The organism is Chitinophaga parva (genome assembly GCF_003071345.1).
GTDB classification, from domain to species: domain Bacteria; phylum Bacteroidota; class Bacteroidia; order Chitinophagales; family Chitinophagaceae; genus Chitinophaga; species Chitinophaga parva.
The window spans coordinates 2,114,488-2,132,731 of sequence record NZ_QCYK01000002.1 but is presented as its reverse complement, the minus strand read 5'-3'; the positions used below and the strand labels follow the sequence as shown (position 1 = coordinate 2,132,731).

Annotated in this window: 17 protein-coding genes; 11 read left to right on the top strand and 6 right to left on the bottom strand. The window is 53.2% G+C overall.

The window, feature by feature from the left end:
* Nucleotides 1-4 precede the first annotated feature (4 nt).
* The 4 genes from DCC81_RS18815 (at nucleotide 5) to DCC81_RS18800 (ending at nucleotide 2,318) form a co-directional block, all read left to right on the top strand.
* Complete coding sequence (locus DCC81_RS18815) at nucleotides 5-565, top strand: GNAT family N-acetyltransferase (protein ID WP_165806643.1); 561 nt, start codon at nucleotides 5-7, stop codon at nucleotides 563-565.
* Nucleotides 566-641: 76 nt separating this feature from the next.
* The gene (locus tag DCC81_RS18810) at nucleotides 642-1,430 is read left to right on the top strand and encodes a DUF3108 domain-containing protein (protein WP_108688114.1); all 789 of its coding nucleotides are present in this window, start codon (nucleotides 642-644) and stop codon (nucleotides 1,428-1,430) included.
* Nucleotides 1,431-1,517: 87 nt separating this feature from the next.
* Entirely contained in the window at nucleotides 1,518-1,883 is a 366-nt protein-coding gene (locus tag DCC81_RS18805) for a DUF7674 family protein (RefSeq protein WP_133177717.1), read from the top strand.
* 21 nt (nucleotides 1,884-1,904) lie between these two features.
* The gene (locus DCC81_RS18800; RefSeq protein WP_108688112.1) at nucleotides 1,905-2,318 is read left to right on the top strand and encodes an EamA family transporter; all 414 of its coding nucleotides are present in this window, start codon (nucleotides 1,905-1,907) and stop codon (nucleotides 2,316-2,318) included.
* 69 nt (nucleotides 2,319-2,387) lie between these two features.
* On the opposite strand, the gene DCC81_RS18795 is transcribed toward DCC81_RS18800, so the two are convergent.
* Complete coding sequence (locus DCC81_RS18795; RefSeq protein ID WP_240613023.1) at nucleotides 2,388-3,026, bottom strand: helix-turn-helix transcriptional regulator; 639 nt, start codon at nucleotides 3,024-3,026, stop codon at nucleotides 2,388-2,390.
* Nucleotides 3,027-3,262: 236 nt separating this feature from the next.
* On the opposite strand from DCC81_RS18795, the gene DCC81_RS18790 reads away from it, so the two are divergent.
* From DCC81_RS18790 to DCC81_RS18760, 7 genes are all read left to right on the top strand, one after another.
* On the top strand, nucleotides 3,263-3,589 hold the full coding sequence (locus tag DCC81_RS18790) for a HesB/IscA family protein (RefSeq protein WP_108688110.1): 327 nt from the start codon (nucleotides 3,263-3,265) through the stop codon (nucleotides 3,587-3,589).
* A gap of 101 nt (nucleotides 3,590-3,690) precedes the next feature.
* On the top strand, nucleotides 3,691-5,136 hold the full coding sequence (sufB, locus tag DCC81_RS18785; RefSeq protein ID WP_108688109.1) for a Fe-S cluster assembly protein SufB: 1,446 nt from the start codon (nucleotides 3,691-3,693) through the stop codon (nucleotides 5,134-5,136).
* Between the two features lie 31 nt (nucleotides 5,137-5,167).
* A complete protein-coding gene (gene sufC, locus DCC81_RS18780) occupies nucleotides 5,168-5,932 on the top strand; it encodes a Fe-S cluster assembly ATPase SufC (protein WP_108688321.1) in 765 nt (254 codons plus the stop codon).
* Between the two features lie 8 nt (nucleotides 5,933-5,940).
* Nucleotides 5,941-7,251, top strand: coding sequence for a Fe-S cluster assembly protein SufD (sufD, locus tag DCC81_RS18775; RefSeq protein ID WP_108688108.1), 1,311 nt, complete (start codon nucleotides 5,941-5,943; stop codon nucleotides 7,249-7,251).
* 97 nt (nucleotides 7,252-7,348) lie between these two features.
* Nucleotides 7,349-8,599 (top strand): aminotransferase class V-fold PLP-dependent enzyme, encoded by a 1,251-nt coding sequence (locus DCC81_RS18770; RefSeq protein WP_108688107.1) that lies wholly within the window; start codon nucleotides 7,349-7,351, stop codon nucleotides 8,597-8,599.
* 30 nt (nucleotides 8,600-8,629) lie between these two features.
* Complete coding sequence (locus tag DCC81_RS18765) at nucleotides 8,630-9,061, top strand: SufE family protein (RefSeq protein ID WP_108688106.1); 432 nt, start codon at nucleotides 8,630-8,632, stop codon at nucleotides 9,059-9,061.
* A 19-nt stretch (nucleotides 9,062-9,080) separates the two neighbouring features.
* Nucleotides 9,081-9,389 (top strand): iron-sulfur cluster assembly protein, encoded by a 309-nt coding sequence (locus tag DCC81_RS18760; protein WP_108688105.1) that lies wholly within the window; start codon nucleotides 9,081-9,083, stop codon nucleotides 9,387-9,389.
* Between the two features lie 211 nt (nucleotides 9,390-9,600).
* Here the strand turns inward: DCC81_RS18760 and DCC81_RS18755 are convergent, their stop codons facing one another.
* From DCC81_RS18755 to DCC81_RS18735, 5 genes are all read right to left on the bottom strand, one after another.
* Nucleotides 9,601-11,448 (bottom strand): alkaline phosphatase, encoded by a 1,848-nt coding sequence (locus tag DCC81_RS18755; protein WP_165806642.1) that lies wholly within the window; start codon nucleotides 11,446-11,448, stop codon nucleotides 9,601-9,603.
* A 119-nt stretch (nucleotides 11,449-11,567) separates the two neighbouring features.
* Nucleotides 11,568-13,082 (bottom strand): RagB/SusD family nutrient uptake outer membrane protein, encoded by a 1,515-nt coding sequence (locus tag DCC81_RS18750; protein ID WP_108688103.1) that lies wholly within the window; start codon nucleotides 13,080-13,082, stop codon nucleotides 11,568-11,570.
* A 19-nt stretch (nucleotides 13,083-13,101) separates the two neighbouring features.
* Nucleotides 13,102-16,464, bottom strand: a complete 3,363-nt coding sequence (locus DCC81_RS18745; RefSeq protein WP_108688102.1) for a TonB-dependent receptor — start codon at nucleotides 16,462-16,464, stop codon at nucleotides 13,102-13,104.
* A 109-nt stretch (nucleotides 16,465-16,573) separates the two neighbouring features.
* Nucleotides 16,574-17,518, bottom strand: a complete 945-nt coding sequence (locus DCC81_RS18740; protein ID WP_108688101.1) for a FecR family protein — start codon at nucleotides 17,516-17,518, stop codon at nucleotides 16,574-16,576.
* Between the two features lie 87 nt (nucleotides 17,519-17,605).
* On the bottom strand, nucleotides 17,606-18,169 hold the full coding sequence (locus DCC81_RS18735; RefSeq protein WP_108688100.1) for an RNA polymerase sigma-70 factor: 564 nt from the start codon (nucleotides 18,167-18,169) through the stop codon (nucleotides 17,606-17,608).
* Between the last annotated feature and the right edge of the window lie 75 nt (nucleotides 18,170-18,244).

Sequence of the window (18,244 nt, the reverse complement as noted above, 5' to 3'; positions counted from 1 at the left end):
CCCGATGAAAGATCTACCTGTGCTAAAGAACGGGACACTGGTTTTAAGGGCCATCCGGGACGATGACACCGACGCACTCTTCCGGCTGTTCCGGGAAGAGGCTGTAACCCGTTACATGGATATCGACAGTTTTGCCAGCATCACACAGGCCACGGAGCTGATCCGTTTCCTGCGGCAGAAATGGCGCAAGGGCCAGAGCATGCGCCTGGCCATCACCCTGCGCGGACAGGATAAACTGATCGGCACCATTGGCCTCCATCACATTCAACTGCATCACTACAAAGCGGAATTGGGCTACGAGCTGCTCCCCGCCTATTGGGGCCAGGGGATTATGACCAACGCCCTGGACCTCCTGCTGCAATACGCCTACGGGCAAATGGACCTCAACCGCATAGAAGCATTCGTAGAGCCAACGAACGAGCCATCCCTCAAACTGCTGCTGCGCCTGGGCTTTCACTATGAAGGCCGCCTGCGCGATAACTTCCATGAAAAAGGCCGCTTCACGGATGCACTGCTATACAGCCTGCTCCGCAAAGACTATGAGCAGATCTCCATCTGGGCGTAAGCCAATTAAAGTTTGAACCTGCATTAAATATTAATATATTTTACATATCTTGTAATCCCAAACGTCCTGACTATCTATGAAATGCATCGGTTTCGCCCTCTTCCTCGCGGGCATTTTTCCTGTTTTCTCCCCCGCACAAGCACAAACCATCGATACCATACGGGTCAATGACCACCGCCTGCAACTGGGCAGGCTGGCCACCGGCACGCACCGCTACCTGGTGTACAATGAAACTGCCGCCGGTGAGCGTACCAACATGTGGATCTGGGAACGTACGGTATCTACCGGCTTCCGCCCCGGTGCTCCCATCAAGGCTATCATGAAGCCTTATTCCTACATTGTTACACAGCACTGGTATGGCTCAGACGCCCAGCACGGCGAACGGAAGGTAACATCTGTGGTGCGCCACGAAGATTTTGCGCCGCTCTACCACTTCAGTGAGCTGACGGCCAGTGGTAAAACCCAGACGGAAGCCTTTGATTTCCGGGCAGACAGCGTGGTGACGCCTGATACGGTGGCCACCACGGCTCCCCGCACGGCCCAGGCGCTCGCGGAGCCCACTTACAACTGGGAACTGGACCTGGAGCTTTTTCCCCTGCTGCCGCTGAAGGCCGGCAAAACCATGGCCATTAACTTTTACCACCCCGGCGCCCCCCTGGCCCCGGCTTATTATAACTACACCGTACAAGGCAGTGATAACCTGCTGCTGTATAATGGCCGCAAAGCCAGCTGCTGGGTGCTCGCCATTGACTACGGCAAGGGCAATTACGCCATCTGGTGGATCGATAAAAAGAAGCATTTAGTGTGGAGAATGAAGGAATACTTCAATGGCCAGTACAGATTTAAAGTACTGATGACCAGCTAGTTTAGAGCATTCAATTACTAAATTGATAAATTGCCGGGTGATGCCATCCCCAGCCGTCCGGCCATTCAACCAACTAACCATCCTGATATGAATACCTGGAGAAATAAAGCCAAGGAATCCCTGCCTGGCCTGCGCGTAAATCTGCAGCGGGCCTCCCTGTACCAGGTTTTTTTTGACCTGCGGAATGCCCTGTATATGGCTCATCAAGCCAAGGACGAGCGCCTGCTCACGAACATCTACGGCTTTGCGGAATGGTGCTACCGCCACTCAGACATGTGGAATGCGGCCGGGGTGGCCTTTTACGAGCACCTGGGAGACGACGACCTGGTGCGCCGGGAGTTTCCCCGTTACGTATCACATTCCATTTACCGGGAAATAGAGCCGCGGCTGGCGGTGAGCCTCAGTGCTGCACAATTATATGAAATTCAGAAAGTCTACAGCTGTATGCGTTAATTTTATAGTAAACGCAAGCCTATGTGGTGGCTCTACGCCTTACTTTCTGCTTTTTTTGCTGCCCTCACTGCCATCCTTGCCAAAAAGGGCGTGAGCGGCGTATCGTCCGACCTGGCCACGGCCATCCGCACGGTAGTGATCCTCCTGGTGGCCTGGGGCATTGTACTGGCCCGTAATGAGTTAAAGGGATTGCCCGGGCTGAGCCGCAATAACTGGATCTTCCTGGTACTTTCCGGCCTGGCCACGGGGCTTTCCTGGGTCTTTTATTTCAAGGCGCTGCAGCTGGGCAAGGTGTCGCAGGTGGCGCCGGTAGACAAGCTCTCTGTAGCCATTACCATCATCCTGGCGGCCGTTTTCCTGCAGGAGGCTATTACCATCAAAACGGCCCTGGCAGCCCTGCTCATCATGGCCGGCACCCTGATCTTAATATTATAGCTTAAATAGAAAGGCCTGATCCTCAGCGGACCAGGCCTTTTGGCTATTGATATTTCCTTAACAAAATCTCTACACTATAACGGCTACCGGCACTATTTCGTATACACAACGCCGGTCGCCCCCAATAATATGTTGGCGCCGGCTCACCGTGGCCATACCCTGCATGACCTGCTGGAAGATGCGCAGCTCTGATTCACAGATGCCCTGGCATTCCCGTGCAGCGGAGCCAATGGGGCAATGGTTCTCGATGAACAGGTAATTATCCCCGTCGGGCTGGCATTCCGCCAGGAAACCTTCCCCGCTGCGGATAGCGGCAAAGCGCTCCAGGCGCCCGGCAATATCATCCCTGTCTTCCAGCTGTTCCAGGTAATGGGCGGCAGCGGCCTGCTCCCGGGCGGTCATTACCTGGTCCAGCCCATCAGGGCCCATGAGCTGCTGGATGGTCTGGATCAATTGGATGGAAAGGTCTGCGTGCGTATCGGGGAAGCGGGCATTACCGGCGGGGGTGAGCTGCCAGGTCTGTACCGGGCGGCCCACGCCTTTTGCTGTGGGCGCGGCGGCTTCAATAAAGCCAGCGGCAGCCAGCTTCTGCAGCTGCAGGCGGGCGCCTTCGCTGGTGATGCCCAACCACTGCGCCACGGCGGCAGCCGTAAGCGGCCCCCGGGTCTTCAGCAACATTAAAAAGCGATCGGCCGTTTGCATTTGCATGGCTATATAATTTTCCAAGTAACTACTTGTATTATTCTCAAATGTCGTAAATTTGTATCAGTTTAAAAAATACAAGACAAAGTGGCTGGTTATAGCGCATCAATTCTACCTATACCTAATATATCAGGAAAGATTGTAGCTTTGTCGCCCAGCAATACCGAAGGTCAGATTCAATTATTTCTTAATACGAATTTCTCCCTCGGGTTTCGTCTGTTCAAACCAAAAAACGGGATACTATGATCACAATATCAGCTAAAGCCCAGGATTATGTAACACGCCAGATGGAGCAGGAAAAGGCAGCAGCAGGAGCATTTCTGCGTGTAGGCGTTAAAGGTGGAGGATGTTCCGGCCTGGAATACCAGATGTCATTTGACACCAACCTGAAAGACAGCGACCAGGTATTTGAAGATAAAGGGATGAAGATCGTGGTGGATATGAAAAGCCTCCTTTACCTGTATGGTACAGAGCTGGATTATTCAGATGGTCTTAACGGCAAAGGCCTGGTGTTTAAAAACCCCAATGCCACCCGCACCTGCAGCTGTGGTGAAAGTTTTGCAGTATAACACAATAAGAACGGCCGCCCATCATCTTTTATTATATGGCGGCGCACCTGGTTCCAGCCGGCAGCCCATTTTGCCGGAGCTAAAGATTCCAAGAAGAGAACATGAAAAATAGCAACGATATCATCGACGACATTGCGAGTAAGGAGTATGAGTTCGGCTTCACTACGGATATCGAAATGGACATCCTGCCCAAGGGCCTGAATGAGGATACCATTCGTTTTATCTCTGCGAAGAAGAACGAGCCTGAATGGCTGCTGCAATGGCGCCTGAAGGCTTACGCTGCCTTCCTCAAAATGAAGATGCCTGACTGGCAACATTTCAAAATGCCGGAAATCGACTTCCAGGGCATTTCTTATTACGCTGCACCCAAGAAGAAAAAAGAACTCAAAAGCCTGGACGAGGTAGACCCCGAGCTGCTAGCCACTTTTGAAAAGCTGGGCATTCCCCTCAATGAACAGAAACTGCTGAGCGGCGTGGCCGTGGACGCGGTGTTTGACTCTGTATCCGTAGCCACTACCTACAAGGAAAAGCTGAAGGAACTCGGCATCATTTTCTGCTCCTTTGGCGAAGCCGTACAGGAACACCCCGAGCTGGTAAAACAATACCTGGGCTCTGTGGTGCCGCACTCCGACAATATCTTTGCCGCACTGAACGCAGCCGTGTTCTCTGACGGCTCTTTCGTATACATTCCCAAGGGCGTACGCAGCCCCATGGAACTTTCCACTTATTTCCGCATCAATGCCGAAAACACCGGCCAGTTTGAACGTACCCTCATCATTGCAGATGACGATGCATATGTGAGCTACCTGGAAGGTTGCACCGCCCCCAAGCGCGATGAGAACCAGCTGCACGCAGCCGTGGTGGAAATCGTGGCGCTGGAACGCGCGGAAGTAAAATACTCTACCGTACAAAACTGGTACCCTGGTGACAAGGATGGTAAAGGCGGTATCTACAACTTTGTAACCAAGCGCGGTATATGCCGTGGCGCGCATAGCAAGATCTCCTGGACACAGGTAGAAACGGGTTCTTCCATCACCTGGAAATACCCGAGCGTAATTCTCCAGGGCGATGACTCACAGGGTGAGTTTTACTCCGTGGCCGTGGCCCGCATGCGCCAGATCGCAGATACCGGCACCAAAATGATCCACCTGGGTAAGAACACCCGCAGCCGCATCATTTCCAAAGGTATCTCCGCCGGCTTTGGCGACAATACCTACCGCGGCCTGGTAAGAGTGGGACCAAGAGCGCAGTTTGCGAGGAACTTTACGCAGTGCGACTCCCTGCTGATCGGTGACCAGTGTGGCGCACACACCTTCCCTTACATAGAAAGCCGTAATAATACTGCTACCGTAGAACACGAAGCTACCACTTCCAAGATCGGGGAAGACCAGATCTTCTACCTGAACGCACGCGGTATTGATACTGAAAAGGCCGTAGCCCTCATCGTGAACGGTTATGCCAAGGAAGTACTGAACCAGCTACCGATGGAATTTGCGGTAGAAGCACAGAAATTGTTATCCATTACCCTCGAGGGTAGTGTTGGTTAATGAAGCAAAAACACAAGCACAAACAAGTATTATGTTATCAATTAGAAACCTGCATGCGGAAGTAGAAGGCAAGCAAATCCTGAAGGGTATCAACCTGGAAATTAACCGCGGCGAGATCCATGCGATCATGGGTCCCAACGGCTCCGGCAAGAGCTCCCTGGCATCTGTACTGGCCGGTCGTGAAAGCTACACTGTAACGCAGGGTGAAATAATTTTTGATGGACAGGACCTGCTGGAAATGGCACCCGAAGAGCGCGCCCGCGCGGGCATGTTCCTGGCATTCCAGTACCCGGTAGAAATACCCGGTGTGTCCAACATCACCTTCCTCAAAACTGCTGTGAACGAAATGCGCGCCCACAAAGGCCTGCCGCCGATGGAAGCCCGCGAGTTCCTGAAATACACCAAGGAAAAACAACAGCTGGTAAGCTTTGACGCCAACCTGATGAACCGTTCCCTGAACGAAGGTTTTTCCGGCGGTGAAAAGAAGCGCAACGAAATCCTGCAGCTCGCTATGCTGGAGCCCAAACTGTCTATCCTGGATGAAACAGACTCCGGCCTGGACATCGACGCCCTGCGCATCGTTTCCAATGGCGTGAATAAACTGAAAAACAGCGACAACGCTTTCGTGATGATTACGCACTACCAGCGCCTGCTGGAGTACATCGTGCCTGACTTTGTGCACGTACTGTACAACGGACAAATCGTGAAGACCGGTACCAAAGAACTGGCACTGGAACTCGAAGAAAAAGGCTACGACTGGCTGAAAGAAGCATATCACCTGAAAGAATCTGTTTAATCTGCATCATGACAAACGAGTTATCCACTCCATTCTATAACTACATCGTGGAGGGCTACCAGGGCTTCCTCGGCGCTACAGCGGGCAATTTCATGCCCCTGCGCGAAGCTGCTTTCAGCCGCTTCAAGGCCATGGGCATCCCCACGCTGAAATGGGAAGACTGGCGTTCCACCAACGTGCAATCCTTCCTGAAAGACGCTTTCACCTTCTCCCCCGCCCCGGCGGTTATCACAGACGCACAACTGGCCCCTGCCGCCATTGTAGGCCTGGACGCCTACCGCGTGGTGATGGTGAATGGTCATTTTAATCCTGCACTGTCCGTACTCCCCGCCATCAAAGGCGTTACCATCCAGCCCCTGGCGGAAGCCGCGGAACACCCGCTGGTAAAGGAACACCTGGGCCAGCACGTACACGTACAGGACCAGCCTTTTGTAGCCCTGAACACTGCCCTCTTTACCGGAGGCCTGTTCATTGAAGTGGCCAAAGGTGTAACCGTAGACAAACCCGTGCACCTCATCAATGTGTACACGGCGAATAATGAAAACGCTTTTGTACAGCCCCGCAACCTCTGGATCGTGCATACCAATGCCGCGCTGGAGATCGTGGAATCTGTGCTGGACCTGAGCGAGAACGGCATTGTACTGGTGAATGGCGTTACCGAAAGCGTAGTGAAAGAGAATGCAGAATTTTCCCACTACAACCTGCAGATGGCTGCCAAAGACGGCCGCTATATCCACTACACCGCTACGGAACAGGAGCAGTACAGCCGTTACCACCACTTTAATTTCACCCTCCCTGCTGCATCGCTCACGCGCAATAACCTGAGCATTGCCCTCCATGGCAGCTACACCGAGACCAACATGCGTGGCCTGTGGGTAGCTACCGAGAGCCAGCATGTAGACAACCATACTTTTGTAGATCACCTGCAGCCGCACTGTAACAGTAATGAACTGTACAAGGGCGTACTGCTGGATACAGCCAGGGCGGTATTTACCGGCCGTATCCACGTGGACCAGGTCGCACAAAAGACCAACGCTTTCCAGCAGAACAACAACCTGCTGCTCAGCGCAGACGCCAACATCAATTCCCAGCCCCAACTGGAAATTTATGCAGACGATGTGAAGTGCAGCCATGGCTTTACCGTGGGCCAGTTCAACGAAGAAGCCCTGTTCTACCTGCGCAGCCGCGGTATAGGCCGTGACGCCGCCCGCAACATGCTGGTAGGCGCCTTTGCCTACGATATTACCGACGACGTAAAGATCCCGGCCATCCAGGATTACATCGTGTCGCATATCGAACAATCGATCACAATTAACTAAGCACATTAGCTTTTAGCTATTAGCTTTTAGCCGTTAGCGAATAGTAGTTAGCAGCCAAAGGCTGACCACTAAAAGCCGACCGCTAAAAGCTTTTTTTATGCTCACAGCTCCCACAGCCACTACTCCCCTCGCATACGACGTAGAGCGCCTGCGCCAGGACTTTCCCATCCTGCGGCAAACCGTGTACGGCAAGCCGCTGGTATACTTTGACAGCGCCGCTACCACGCAGAAGCCAACGGCCGTGCTGCAAACCCTGCAGGATTACTACACGGGCTACAACAGCAACGTGCACCGTGGTGTGCACCACCTCTCCCAGGTGGCCACCGAGGCGTATGAAGAAGCCCGCCGCATCATAGCCCGCTATATCAATGCCGCCCAAAGCCATGAAGTGATCTTCACCAAAGGCACTACAGACAGCATAAACCTGGTGGCCAACGTGGTGGGCCGCAAGCTGGTGCGCAAAGGCGACAGCGTGGTGATCTCCGCCATAGAGCACCACTCCAATATAGTGCCCTGGCAGATCATGTGCGAAGAGCGCGAAGCCAGCCTGCGTGTGATCCCCGTAAGCGACAAGGGGGAACTGGATATGGACGCTTACGAAAAGCTGCTGGACGACAGTGTGAAGATCGTTGCCTGCACCTACGTATCGAATACACTGGGTACAGTGAACCCTGTGCAGGACATTATCCGCCTGGCCCACGCCAAAGGCATTCCCGTGCTGCTGGACGGTGCACAGGCCATCCAGCACATGGCAGTAGACGTACAGGCCCTGGACGTGGACTTCCTGGCTTTCTCCGGCCACAAACTATATGGACCTACCGGCATAGGCGTGCTGTATGGGAAAAGTGAATGGCTGGACAAACTGCCTCCATACCAGGGCGGTGGCGATATGATAAAAACAGTCACCTTTGCCAAGACCACTTACAACGAACTGCCCTATAAATTTGAAGCCGGTACCCCGGACATTTCCGGTGGCATAGGCCTGGGCGCGGCCGTGAAGTACGTGGAAAGCATTGGCGTGGCCAACATTGGCGCATGGGAACATGAGCTGATGCAATACGGCCTGGAAAAACTGGGTGAAGTGGAAGGCATCCGCTTCATAGGTCAGGCTAAAAACCGCGCCGGTGCGATCTCTTTCCTGGTGAAAGACATTCACCCGTACGACCTGGGCGAGCTGCTGGACAAGCAGGGCATTGCGGTACGCACGGGCCACCACTGCACGGAACCAATCATGGATTTCTTTAAAATACCTGGTACGGTGCGCGCCTCTTTTGGGTTGTACAATACCAAGGCGGAAATTGATACGCTGGTGGCCGGCGTAAAAAGGGCCGCCGCCATGCTCAGTTAATTTCCTTACTAACGCTAACGGATATACGCAATGACGATCAACGAAATACAGGACGAGCTCATATCGGATTTTTCTTTCTTTGATGAATGGATGGATAAATACGAGCACATTATTTCCCTGGGCAAAAACCTGCCCCTCATAGACCCGCAGTACAAAACACCGGAGAACCTGATCAAGGGTTGCCAGAGCCAGGTGTGGCTGCATACGGATGTGGTGGACGGCAGGCTGGTATTTACCGCGGATAGTGATGCGGTGATCACCAAAGGGCTGGTAAGCCTTATGGTGGCTGTGCTCTCTAACCACACCCCCAAGGAAATACTGGATGCAGACCTGTATTTTATAGACAAGATAGGCCTGAGCACCCACCTCTCGCCCACCCGCTCCAACGGGCTGCTGTCTATGCTGAAACAGATGAAACTGTACGCGCTGGCTTACCAGAACAAGGCGGGTAGCGCATCTTGAGCCATAAAAGTTTAAAACGATGAGTGAACCTTTAAGAGACCGGATAGAGGCCGTACTAAAAACGGTATTTGATCCCGAGATCCCCGTAAACATCTGGGAACTGGGCCTGGTATATGACGTGACCGCGGAAGCCGATGGCAAAGTAAAAGTGACCATGACCCTTACCGCCCCTGCCTGCCCCGTAGCCGGCGACATTGTGCGCGAAGTGGAAGAAAAGGTGAATGCCCTTGAAGGCGTGACCGATACCCATGTGCACCTTACCTTTGATCCACCATGGAATAAGGAAATGATGAGCGAAGAGGCGAAGCTGGAGTTGGGGTTTTTGTGATTCCATGTACAGCGTACAACGTACAACGTACAGCGTACAACGTACAGCGTACAACGTACTTTTTCCCCTTCATTGATCATCGTATACATACAAGACTTGAAAGGCCGCATCCTAACCAGATGCGGCCTTTTTATTACTAAAGACTAATGTACGTTGTACGCTGTACGTTGTACGCTGTACGTTGTACGCTGTACGTTGTACGTTGTACGATTTACTTAAAAAAACAATCCAATATCCTGAAGTAAATCTCATTATTCTGGTACACGCCACGGAACAGGGCACTACCGGGGCCGTAGGCAAATACCGGTACCGGGATGCCGGTGTGGTCGTTGGTGCTGAAGTGGGCAGTGAGGCGGCCTTCGCTGATCTTGCCATCCATGAGGGCCAGGCCGCTGGTCTCGTGATCTGCAGTAACGATCACCGTCGTGTGACCGTCTGCATCGGCAAATTTCAGGGCTTCGCCAATGGCTTCATCAAAATCCAGCATTTCGCTGACGAGGTATTGCAGGTTGTTCTTGTGACCTCCCACATCAATGAGGGAACCTTCTACCATCAGGAAAAATCCGTGGCCGGATGCATCCAGTTGAGCCAGTGCCTTTTTGAGTGCCGTTACTAAATAATTGCCGCGGCCTTCCGTCATGGACTTCAGATCGTTATTGCGCAGCAGCACCAGGGTGCGGCCTTGCTGGTCAGTGGCCCAGTCATTGATGTTATGGAACAAGGTGATGTTCTTTGCGGACAGGGTGTCTTTCAAACCCTTTCCCAGCGTGGCTTCCAGGTCATCCATACCGCTGCCTACCGCCAGCTGCATGTTAGCATTATTGACTAGCTGGCGCATGAGGGTGCGTACACTGTCGCGGTCTGGTGTGTGGGCATAGAAGGCTGCGGGCGTGGCCCCGCTGATCTCTTCCGTTACCAGCACACCGTTTTTAATATGGCTGCGCACCAGCGTATCCGCCAGGTTGGGAATGGCGGTGTAGGTTTTATCCATGCCCAGGACGCGGTTATTGGTTTTCTGCCCGGTGGCAAAAGCGGTGGCGCCGGCGGCAGAATCGGTATCATAGTCATCTGCACTTTGTGTTTCGGACAGGCCTATCTGCTTCATGGTAAAGAGGTTCAGCTGTCCGTGGTTGGCAGTAGCGCCGGCAAATTGCTGCGCCAGGCCGGTGCCATCACCGATCATGAAGATCACGTTCTTAGACTTTACACCGGTAGCATCGCTGGCGTAGGTGGGCTGGTAGATTGCATGCACGGGCAGGTTTGCCACGGTGTTTTGTTTGTAGCCGTGCAGGATGCCGTACAGTTCTTCCGGGTGGTCAGAACCTATCCAGTCCACGCCTATTTCCATTAGCTTGTAATACGTGCTGGGCGTGGAAGGTGCGCCCCAGTAGCGGAAGCGGAAGCCGGCGGCGTGCATCTTATCCACCAGGCCTTTTACTTTTGCCAGTTGCGCAGGTACCATGGTGCCTTTGCCATTCCAGTTGCTGAAGCGGCCAAAGTCCACGCTCACCATGTCTATGCGGGCATGCTGTGCGGGCGTGTAGGTTTGGGTATAATCGCCATCAAAGAAAAACAGTTTGTCGTATTCATCCCAATGCGCGGGTGTGGGCTTGTTGCCGGAGATCACCACTTTTACGGCATAGGGATTTACGCTGCGGTCAAAGTATTTACGGTAAGGTACCAGCGCCTGTTGCACAGCGGCCAGGGTGGCAGGGCCCGCGGTTTTCAGGTCTATGAGCAGTTGCAGGCTGTCGTCGTTTTCATAAGGCCTGCCGTGGTTCACGGCAAATTGGCGGATGATGGGCTGCACGTACAGGCGGTCAAAAGTACGCGCGGTGTCAATGTCTTTGGCGTCGTGGGCCACGTACAGTTTCCCGTCTTTCAGGTGCACGTCTGCTTCCACAGATCCGAAATGCACCATCACGGCTTCATAAAAGGGTTTGCTGCGTTCATAGTCATTGTGCGAGTGCGCATTCATCATAGAATACGTGCGCTGGGCCATTGCCGCCGGTATAGCGCCCATTGCGGCCAGTAAGAGTGCCGCCACTTGTTTTTTCATGATCTCCTTTTTAAAAACACCGGTGGCCATTGCACACCAGGCGGGAAAAATACAAAAATATATTTCCACCGCGCTAGTGGTGTAATGACCACCGGGCTATGTTTAACCTAAAATTTAAATTACCAACCCTGGTTCTGGGTGATCACACCATGACTGTTGTCGATCTCCTGCTGGGGCACCGGCCACACGTTGTGCACGTCCGGCTTGAAGGTGCGGGCTGGCCATACCACTTCATTTTTAGCACCGTGCAGGGGCAGGGCATATGCGGCCTGTGCATCGCCCCAGCGTACCAGGTCGCGGTGGCGGTCTGCAAACTCACCGGCCAGTTCGCAGCGGCGTTGTTTCTTCAACTCGTCCATACCGGCGTTGGTTACGGGCGGCAGGCCGGCACGTTTGCGCACCAGGTTGATCTCTGCATCTCCGTTCTTACCCTGCATGATCATGGCTTCTGCCTTAATGAGCAGTACTTCTGCATAGCGGATCAGCGGCACGTTCAGGTTAGTAGCCGGGTGGTCGCCATTAGAGCTGATGATGGTGCCAATAGGATTGGCATAAGAGAAAGGCTCCATGTACTTATTGAACTGGAAACCGGAAAGGCTGTTCACCGATTGATAGGCAATGCGCTTGCCGAAGTAAGTGAGGGAATCACCGGGCTTCAGGATAGTGGCTTCGCGGCGTTTGTCGCCCGCTTCGTAAGCTTTGTACAGCTCCATGGTGGGCATGTAATAACCCCAGCCATTGTACAGGCCCCAACCCTTGTTCTCCAGCATTACGCCCGGCAGGATGCTGCCATAGCCATTCTGCGTGGAACCATTGCTGGTTACAGACCAGATGTACTCCGCAGACCAGTTATTGGCGATCTTGAACACATCGGCAAAGTTGTCTAACAGGTGGTGCTTGCCGCTCAGGATCACGGAGTCTGCATAGGCTGCTGCATTGGGATAATCCTTTGCATACAGGTACATCTTTGACAGGAAGGCATAAGCTGCTGTTTTGTGCGGGCGGCCCCAGTCTTCTTTGGCATAGGTATCAAAATAAGGCAGGTTGGCCGCGGCCAGTTTCAGTTCCTGGGCAATGTAGGCATAGTTTTCCGCCACGTTCTTGGCGCGGGGCGTTACTACGCCGGTAGCCGTGGAGTTACGGTCAATGATGGGCACACCGGCTTTATCATTGCCATAATTGGATGCCAGCTGGAAATACATCAGGCCTTCCAGGAAGTAGGCTTCGCCCAGGATGCGCTTCTTCAGCGTTTCATCCATCTGGATGTTTGGTACATTCTTGATCACATCGTTTGCGCGCTTGATCACGATGTAACGCATTTTCCACTGGCCTTCGGTATAACTGCCACCAATAAACGAAGAATTGAAGTTCTTGATGTTGTCTCCCTCCGCTTTCACGCGGCCGGTTACCATGTCATCACTGGCATTGATAAACCAGAAGAAACCGCGACCGTAAAAGTCTTCGTTGTCAAACTGGTCATACATGGCGTTAGCGCCGCTGATGGCATCGTTCTGTGTTTTCCAGAAGTTCGTAGAAGTGGGAGAACCCTGGGGGGTAATATCCAGTTGCTTATTGCACGCGCCCAGCAGTGTGGTGGCGGCCAGCAGGCTTGCTATGATGGTATACTTTTTCATGTGTAATTACGCGTTCGGTTTAGAAGTTTACGTTCAGGCCCAGCAGGAAGGTGCGGGATTGCGGGTAGCGGCCCGCGTCAATGCCGTAGTGGTCCATGCCTACTTCCGGGTCCATGCCGCTGTACTTCGTGATGGTGAACAGGTTGTTGGATGTAACATACAGGCGCACCAGGTTCAGGCCTGCGCGGGTGGTGAGGCGTGCCGGCAGGGTGTAGCCCAGGGTCACGTTCTTCATGCGCAGGTAAGAGCCGTCTTCCAGGTACCAGTCGGAGTTGGTATTGAAATTACCATTGGCATCGCTGGCGGAAACGCGTGGAATGTTCGTATTAGTATGCTCAGGGCTCCATGCGTTGAGAATGTCTGCGAGCATGTTGTAACCCTGGCCGGTGCTTGCATTAAGGCCGGTAAACTTCACGGCGTTGAACAGGCGGTTGCCTTTCACGCCCTGCACAAACAGGTTCAGGTCAAAACCTTTATAGCTGGCGTTAAAGCTCACGCCATAAGAGAATTTAGGCAGTGCACTGCCCAGTACCTGGCGGTCGTTATTATCGATCTTACCATCGCCATTAAAATCAATGAATTTCAGGTCGCCGGGTTTTGCATTCGGCTGGATGGGCGTACCATCTTTACCTACATAGCTGTCTATTTCTTTCTGGCTCTGGAAAATGCCGGCTGTTTTTACAAGGTAGTAGCTGTACAGCGGGCTGCCCACCTGGTTCAGCAGGGGATTGAGGGTGCTGCGGATGTTCTCACCAATGGGTTGCGTGGTAACGCCACCGGGCAGGCCTTCCAGCTTGTTCACGATCTTGGATGCAGTAGCTGTTACACTGTACTGGAAATCACCTTTGGGATTACCGTTAAAGCCCAGGGCCAGGTCAAATCCTTTATCCACGGTATTGCCCCCATTCACCCAGGGGCCGGTGCTTACGCCATCCGCGCTGGTGGCGGGCTGCTTATACAGCATACGGTCGGTGTTCTTGTGGTACCAGTCGCCGGAAAAAGTAAGGCGGTTGGCAAAGAAGCCCAGGTCCAGGCCGGCGTCAAACTGTTTTGACTTGGCCCAGCGGATCCCCGGGTTTGATACGGCATCTACGGCGTAGCCATATACCGGCGTAGCATCAGGGCCCATGTAGGTAACGGTGCGGCTCAGGGGGATGTCCAATGCATTTTCCGGCAGGGAGCCCAGGTCGCCCAGGGTACCGTAGCTGGCGCGGGGCTTCAGGTTGGATAACCATTCCACATCATGCAGGAAGGCTTCTTTTTTCATCTGCCAGCCAATAGACCCGGCATAGTAGGTTTCAAAACGCTGCGCAGCACCTACACGGGAGCTACCATCGCGGCGGGCCAGTGCATTTACCAGGAAGCGGCCGTCATAATCATAGTTGGCGCGTGCAAAGAAGGATTCGATGGCCGTTTGTTTCAGGCTACCGTAAGTAGCACCGGGATCAGTGAGCACCAGGGCGCCGTTCTGCAGGTAGCGGTATTCATAACGTTCGTCATCAAAAGTAGATGCCGTAACCTGGAAGTATTCCTGCTTCCAGCTATCCCAGGAATAACCACCTACTGCATTGATGTAGTGTTTACCCAAATGCTTTTCGTAGGTCAGTGTCTGTTCTGCCAGCAGGTCCGAAGTATTGCTCTGTGCCTGCACCAGCGTATTGCCCAGGAAGATCTTGCCGATCTCCGGTACACGGGGCGTGAACTGTTTGAAGGTGCCATTGATCTTGGTCACTGCCAGGTTGGAACGGAAGGTGAAGTTCTTCAGGAAGTGCACATCCAGGTAAGGGTTCACAAACAGCTTATTACTGGGCTGGCGCAGGTCCAGGCGGCGCAGGTAGGCCACGGGGTTGATCTCATCGCCATAATTGCCCGCAAACTCCAGGGGCAGGCCACTAAAGCTGCCATCGGGCTGGTAAGGGCGGATGGATGGCGGGTAGAAAATAGCGGCGATGATAGCACCGGTATAATCGCTTTGTGTTTCTGCACCATTGCCATCCGTGGAGCTGTAGCTCATGGTTTCACCAAACTTCAGCCAGGGCTTCAGCTGGTGATCGGAATTGAGGCGGAAATTATAACGCTGGCCGTAAGTATTGAGCAGGATAGCGTCTGTTTTGCGGTAGCCAAAGCCCATGAAGTATTTAGACTTTTCATTGCCACCGCTGATGCTGCCATTGTAATCCTGGATCTTACCGGTACGGAAAATTTCATCCATCCAGTTGGTGCGGGTAGTGTAAGCATCCGGGTTCTGGTTGATGTCAAATGCCGGGCTGCGTTGCTTACCAGCGTTATCTGCCGCCAGGTTCTCCACGTCGGCAAACTGTTTTGCATTGAGCGTTTTCAGTTTTTTCCAGGCGTTCTGGTAGCCATACTTGGCATCGAGGTTGATCACCGCATTACCGGCCTTGCCTTTCTTGGTGGTGATAAGGATCACCCCACCACCGGCGCGTGCGCCGTAAATGGCCGCAGATGCGTCTTTCAGCACGGTCATGCTTTCAATTTCGTTGGGGTTGATCGTGGGTACAGACTCTGCATAGTACACAGAGCCGTCCACGATGTACAGCGGCGACTGGCCGTTGATACCACCCAGGCCGTGAATGTACACGTGCGGTGTGGAAGTAGGATCACCCCCTTCGCTGGTTATGGTAACGCCGGCCACTTTGCCCTGCATGGCTTCTTCCACGCTGCTTACAGAGCGGGAGCTCAGCTGGTCCATCTTCACTTCGGAAATAGCACCGGTGAGCTTAGAACGCTGCTGGGAAGTATAACCCACCACTACCAGCTGGTTGAGGTCCTCTCCTTTTACCTGCAGGCGCACGCTGATGGGCGCATCGCCGGTCACTTCCACTTCGCGGGTCTGGTAGCCGATCATGGAGATCACCAGTACTGCCTTTTCCCCACTCACTTCTACGCGAAAGGAGCCGGTAATGTCGGAAGTAGTCCCCTTGTTTGTGTTCTTTATTTTGATGGTAGCACCTGCCACAGGGCCGTTATCGTCCAGCACACGGCCCGTTACCTCATGGCCGGGAGCCGCTGCTACATTGGATGTTTCCGGGCTAACGGGAAAGATGATGATCGTGTTCTGCCGCTCTTCATACTGCAGGCCTGTTTTCTGCAGTAAGCCGTCCAGGATGGTGGACACGGGCTCATTCTTCCACGCGGCATGCTGCACGGTGAAGCCTTCCAATGCACGCTGGTCATAAGAAAAACGTACGCCGGCTTTTTTCTCCAATGCATTTACCGCGGTGGTCAGCGATTGCTTTTTAACTTCAAATACGGGCACCACGCTTTTAAGTGCCTGGGTGAATGCAGCAAAACTTTGTGCAAAAGGCGTAGTTGCCAAAAGCAACATCAGCACCGCCTTTCTACTGGTGTTAGATCGCATTGTTGTGTGTGATTTTGAATGAACTTTTAGGAGGTCCCTCGCCGCCAGCGCTTTTGCGGGTCGGGTACCCGTATCTTTTTTGTGTGGTATGCACTTTTTTTCCGCCAACTTACGGATGTGTGGTGGTGCGCACGAGGTACGTGCGGTCTCCTGCCGGTACAAAACGGATGGCAGGTGTGATGCTGATCTTCTCCAGGATATTCAGTTTGTCTTCCAGGTTCATGTGCTCATTGAAGTGCACATTAAAGCGGCCCTGCTCCGCGGGCATGTTCCTGAAATGCACGCCATAAAAGGCTTCCAGCTCAGTAAGTACTTCCCGCAGGGATACATTGCTGCACACCATTTCCCCGTTCACAAAACCTTTTGCTTCCACGGCGCTGGCACTATCCAGCAGCAGCCGGTTAGTAAGCGGGTTGTAAGTGAGTTTCTGGCTGGCCTGCAGTACACCCAGTGTCATCTTATCATATTGTACCTGTACTTTACCGGTGGCCACCATTACTTTCAGGGGCTCTTCTTTCCAATGGCGCACGTTAAAACTGGTGCCCAGTACTTTTATGCTCAATTGATGGTCGGCTACTATGAAAGGCTGGTCTGGCGCAGGTTGCACGTCAAAGAAGGCCTCCCCTTTTATCTTCACCAGGCGTTCCCTGCCGGTGAACTGTGCGGGGTATTCCAGGGTGGTGCCGGCATAGAGCCAGGCAGTACTGCCATCCGGCAGCTGTACAGATCTTACTTCCTGTGCGTTTGTACTAATGCTCAACCACTGTACGGGAGCGGGTTTCAGCAGGTACCAGCTGGTTACACCGATAAAGGGCAGCAGCACAGCGGCCGCCACCCATTTACGCAGTGAGAAGATCTTAACCGGTTTTTCTTTGATATGAAGATGCGCCATTACGTGGTCCTTCACGGCCTGGCGCGCATTTTCGGGCAGGAGTACCGGCTGGCTACCCGCCGCCAGTTGTTCCATCCAGGTATGCAACAGCACGATCTCTTCGGCGCTGCATTCACCGGCTTTGTACTTTTCAATAAGGGATAATAGTGATGACTTGTCCAAAATCTTACTTCGCTTTTCATGAAGTAGTCACTTTTGAAAGACGGTGTAACTATCCGGCAGGGCGAGTTAACAATTTGGTAATAATGGTTAGAGGAAGAGGGTCAGGAAGGACGACTTCAGTTGCAACCGCAGGCGCTTGGTGGCGGTATTAAGCTGGTTACGGATGGTCTGTTCAGAGGCATTGAGCAGGGAGGCTATTTCAGCCACGGTCTTATGTTCCATGCGGTGCATATAAAAGACCTGGCGCATGCGCGGGGGCAGGCTGTCTACATAATGATGCAGCTGCGCATATACTTCCTTCATATACAACTGGCTGGCGGTATGACCTTCTTCCTGGTCCACCAGTTTTGCAAAGCCCTGCTCATGGCGGCTGCGGATGTCTTCACTGCGCAGCGCATTGAGCAGGCGGTGGCGCAACATAAATACCAGGAACGCCTGTACACTTTCCGGCCGGGGCAGGGTGGTACGCTTCTGCCACAGCTCTATGAAAAAATTCTGCAGCACGTCCTGCACCAGGGCATGATCCTCAATGATGCTACAGGCGTAGCGCATCAGTGGCTCCCATTGCTGGTTAAAGAGCATTTCAAATGCAGTGGCATCGCCCTGCTGGAAACGGTCCCAAAAAATAATATCGGAGGTGGCAGCTATCATTGTACGGGATGACTGCCTCAAAAATAGGGGAAGCGTTGCAGCAAACGATTTTATAAAATTGTTAACACTTCAATG

Bases quoted from the DNA above. Each gene is read 5' to 3' on its own strand.
- DCC81_RS18815 (WP_165806643.1), top strand. From the start codon at position 5: ATGAAAGATCTACCTGTGCTAAAGAACGGGACACTGGTTTTAAGGGCC.
- DCC81_RS18810 (WP_108688114.1), top strand. From the start codon at position 642: ATGAAATGCATCGGTTTCGCCCTCTTCCTCGCGGGCATTTTTCCTGTT.
- DCC81_RS18805 (WP_133177717.1), top strand. From the start codon at position 1,518: ATGAATACCTGGAGAAATAAAGCCAAGGAATCCCTGCCTGGCCTGCGC.
- DCC81_RS18800 (WP_108688112.1), top strand. From the start codon at position 1,905: ATGTGGTGGCTCTACGCCTTACTTTCTGCTTTTTTTGCTGCCCTCACT.
- DCC81_RS18795 (WP_240613023.1), bottom strand. From the start codon at position 3,026: ATGCAAATGCAAACGGCCGATCGCTTTTTAATGTTGCTGAAGACCCGG.
- DCC81_RS18790 (WP_108688110.1), top strand. From the start codon at position 3,263: ATGATCACAATATCAGCTAAAGCCCAGGATTATGTAACACGCCAGATG.
- sufB (WP_108688109.1), top strand. From the start codon at position 3,691: ATGAAAAATAGCAACGATATCATCGACGACATTGCGAGTAAGGAGTAT.
- sufC (WP_108688321.1), top strand. From the start codon at position 5,168: ATGTTATCAATTAGAAACCTGCATGCGGAAGTAGAAGGCAAGCAAATC.
- sufD (WP_108688108.1), top strand. From the start codon at position 5,941: ATGACAAACGAGTTATCCACTCCATTCTATAACTACATCGTGGAGGGC.
- DCC81_RS18770 (WP_108688107.1), top strand. From the start codon at position 7,349: ATGCTCACAGCTCCCACAGCCACTACTCCCCTCGCATACGACGTAGAG.
- DCC81_RS18765 (WP_108688106.1), top strand. From the start codon at position 8,630: ATGACGATCAACGAAATACAGGACGAGCTCATATCGGATTTTTCTTTC.
- DCC81_RS18760 (WP_108688105.1), top strand. From the start codon at position 9,081: ATGAGTGAACCTTTAAGAGACCGGATAGAGGCCGTACTAAAAACGGTA.
- DCC81_RS18755 (WP_165806642.1), bottom strand. From the start codon at position 11,448: ATGAAAAAACAAGTGGCGGCACTCTTACTGGCCGCAATGGGCGCTATA.
- DCC81_RS18750 (WP_108688103.1), bottom strand. From the start codon at position 13,082: ATGAAAAAGTATACCATCATAGCAAGCCTGCTGGCCGCCACCACACTG.
- DCC81_RS18745 (WP_108688102.1), bottom strand. From the start codon at position 16,464: ATGCGATCTAACACCAGTAGAAAGGCGGTGCTGATGTTGCTTTTGGCA.
- DCC81_RS18735 (WP_108688100.1), bottom strand. From the start codon at position 18,169: ATGATAGCTGCCACCTCCGATATTATTTTTTGGGACCGTTTCCAGCAG.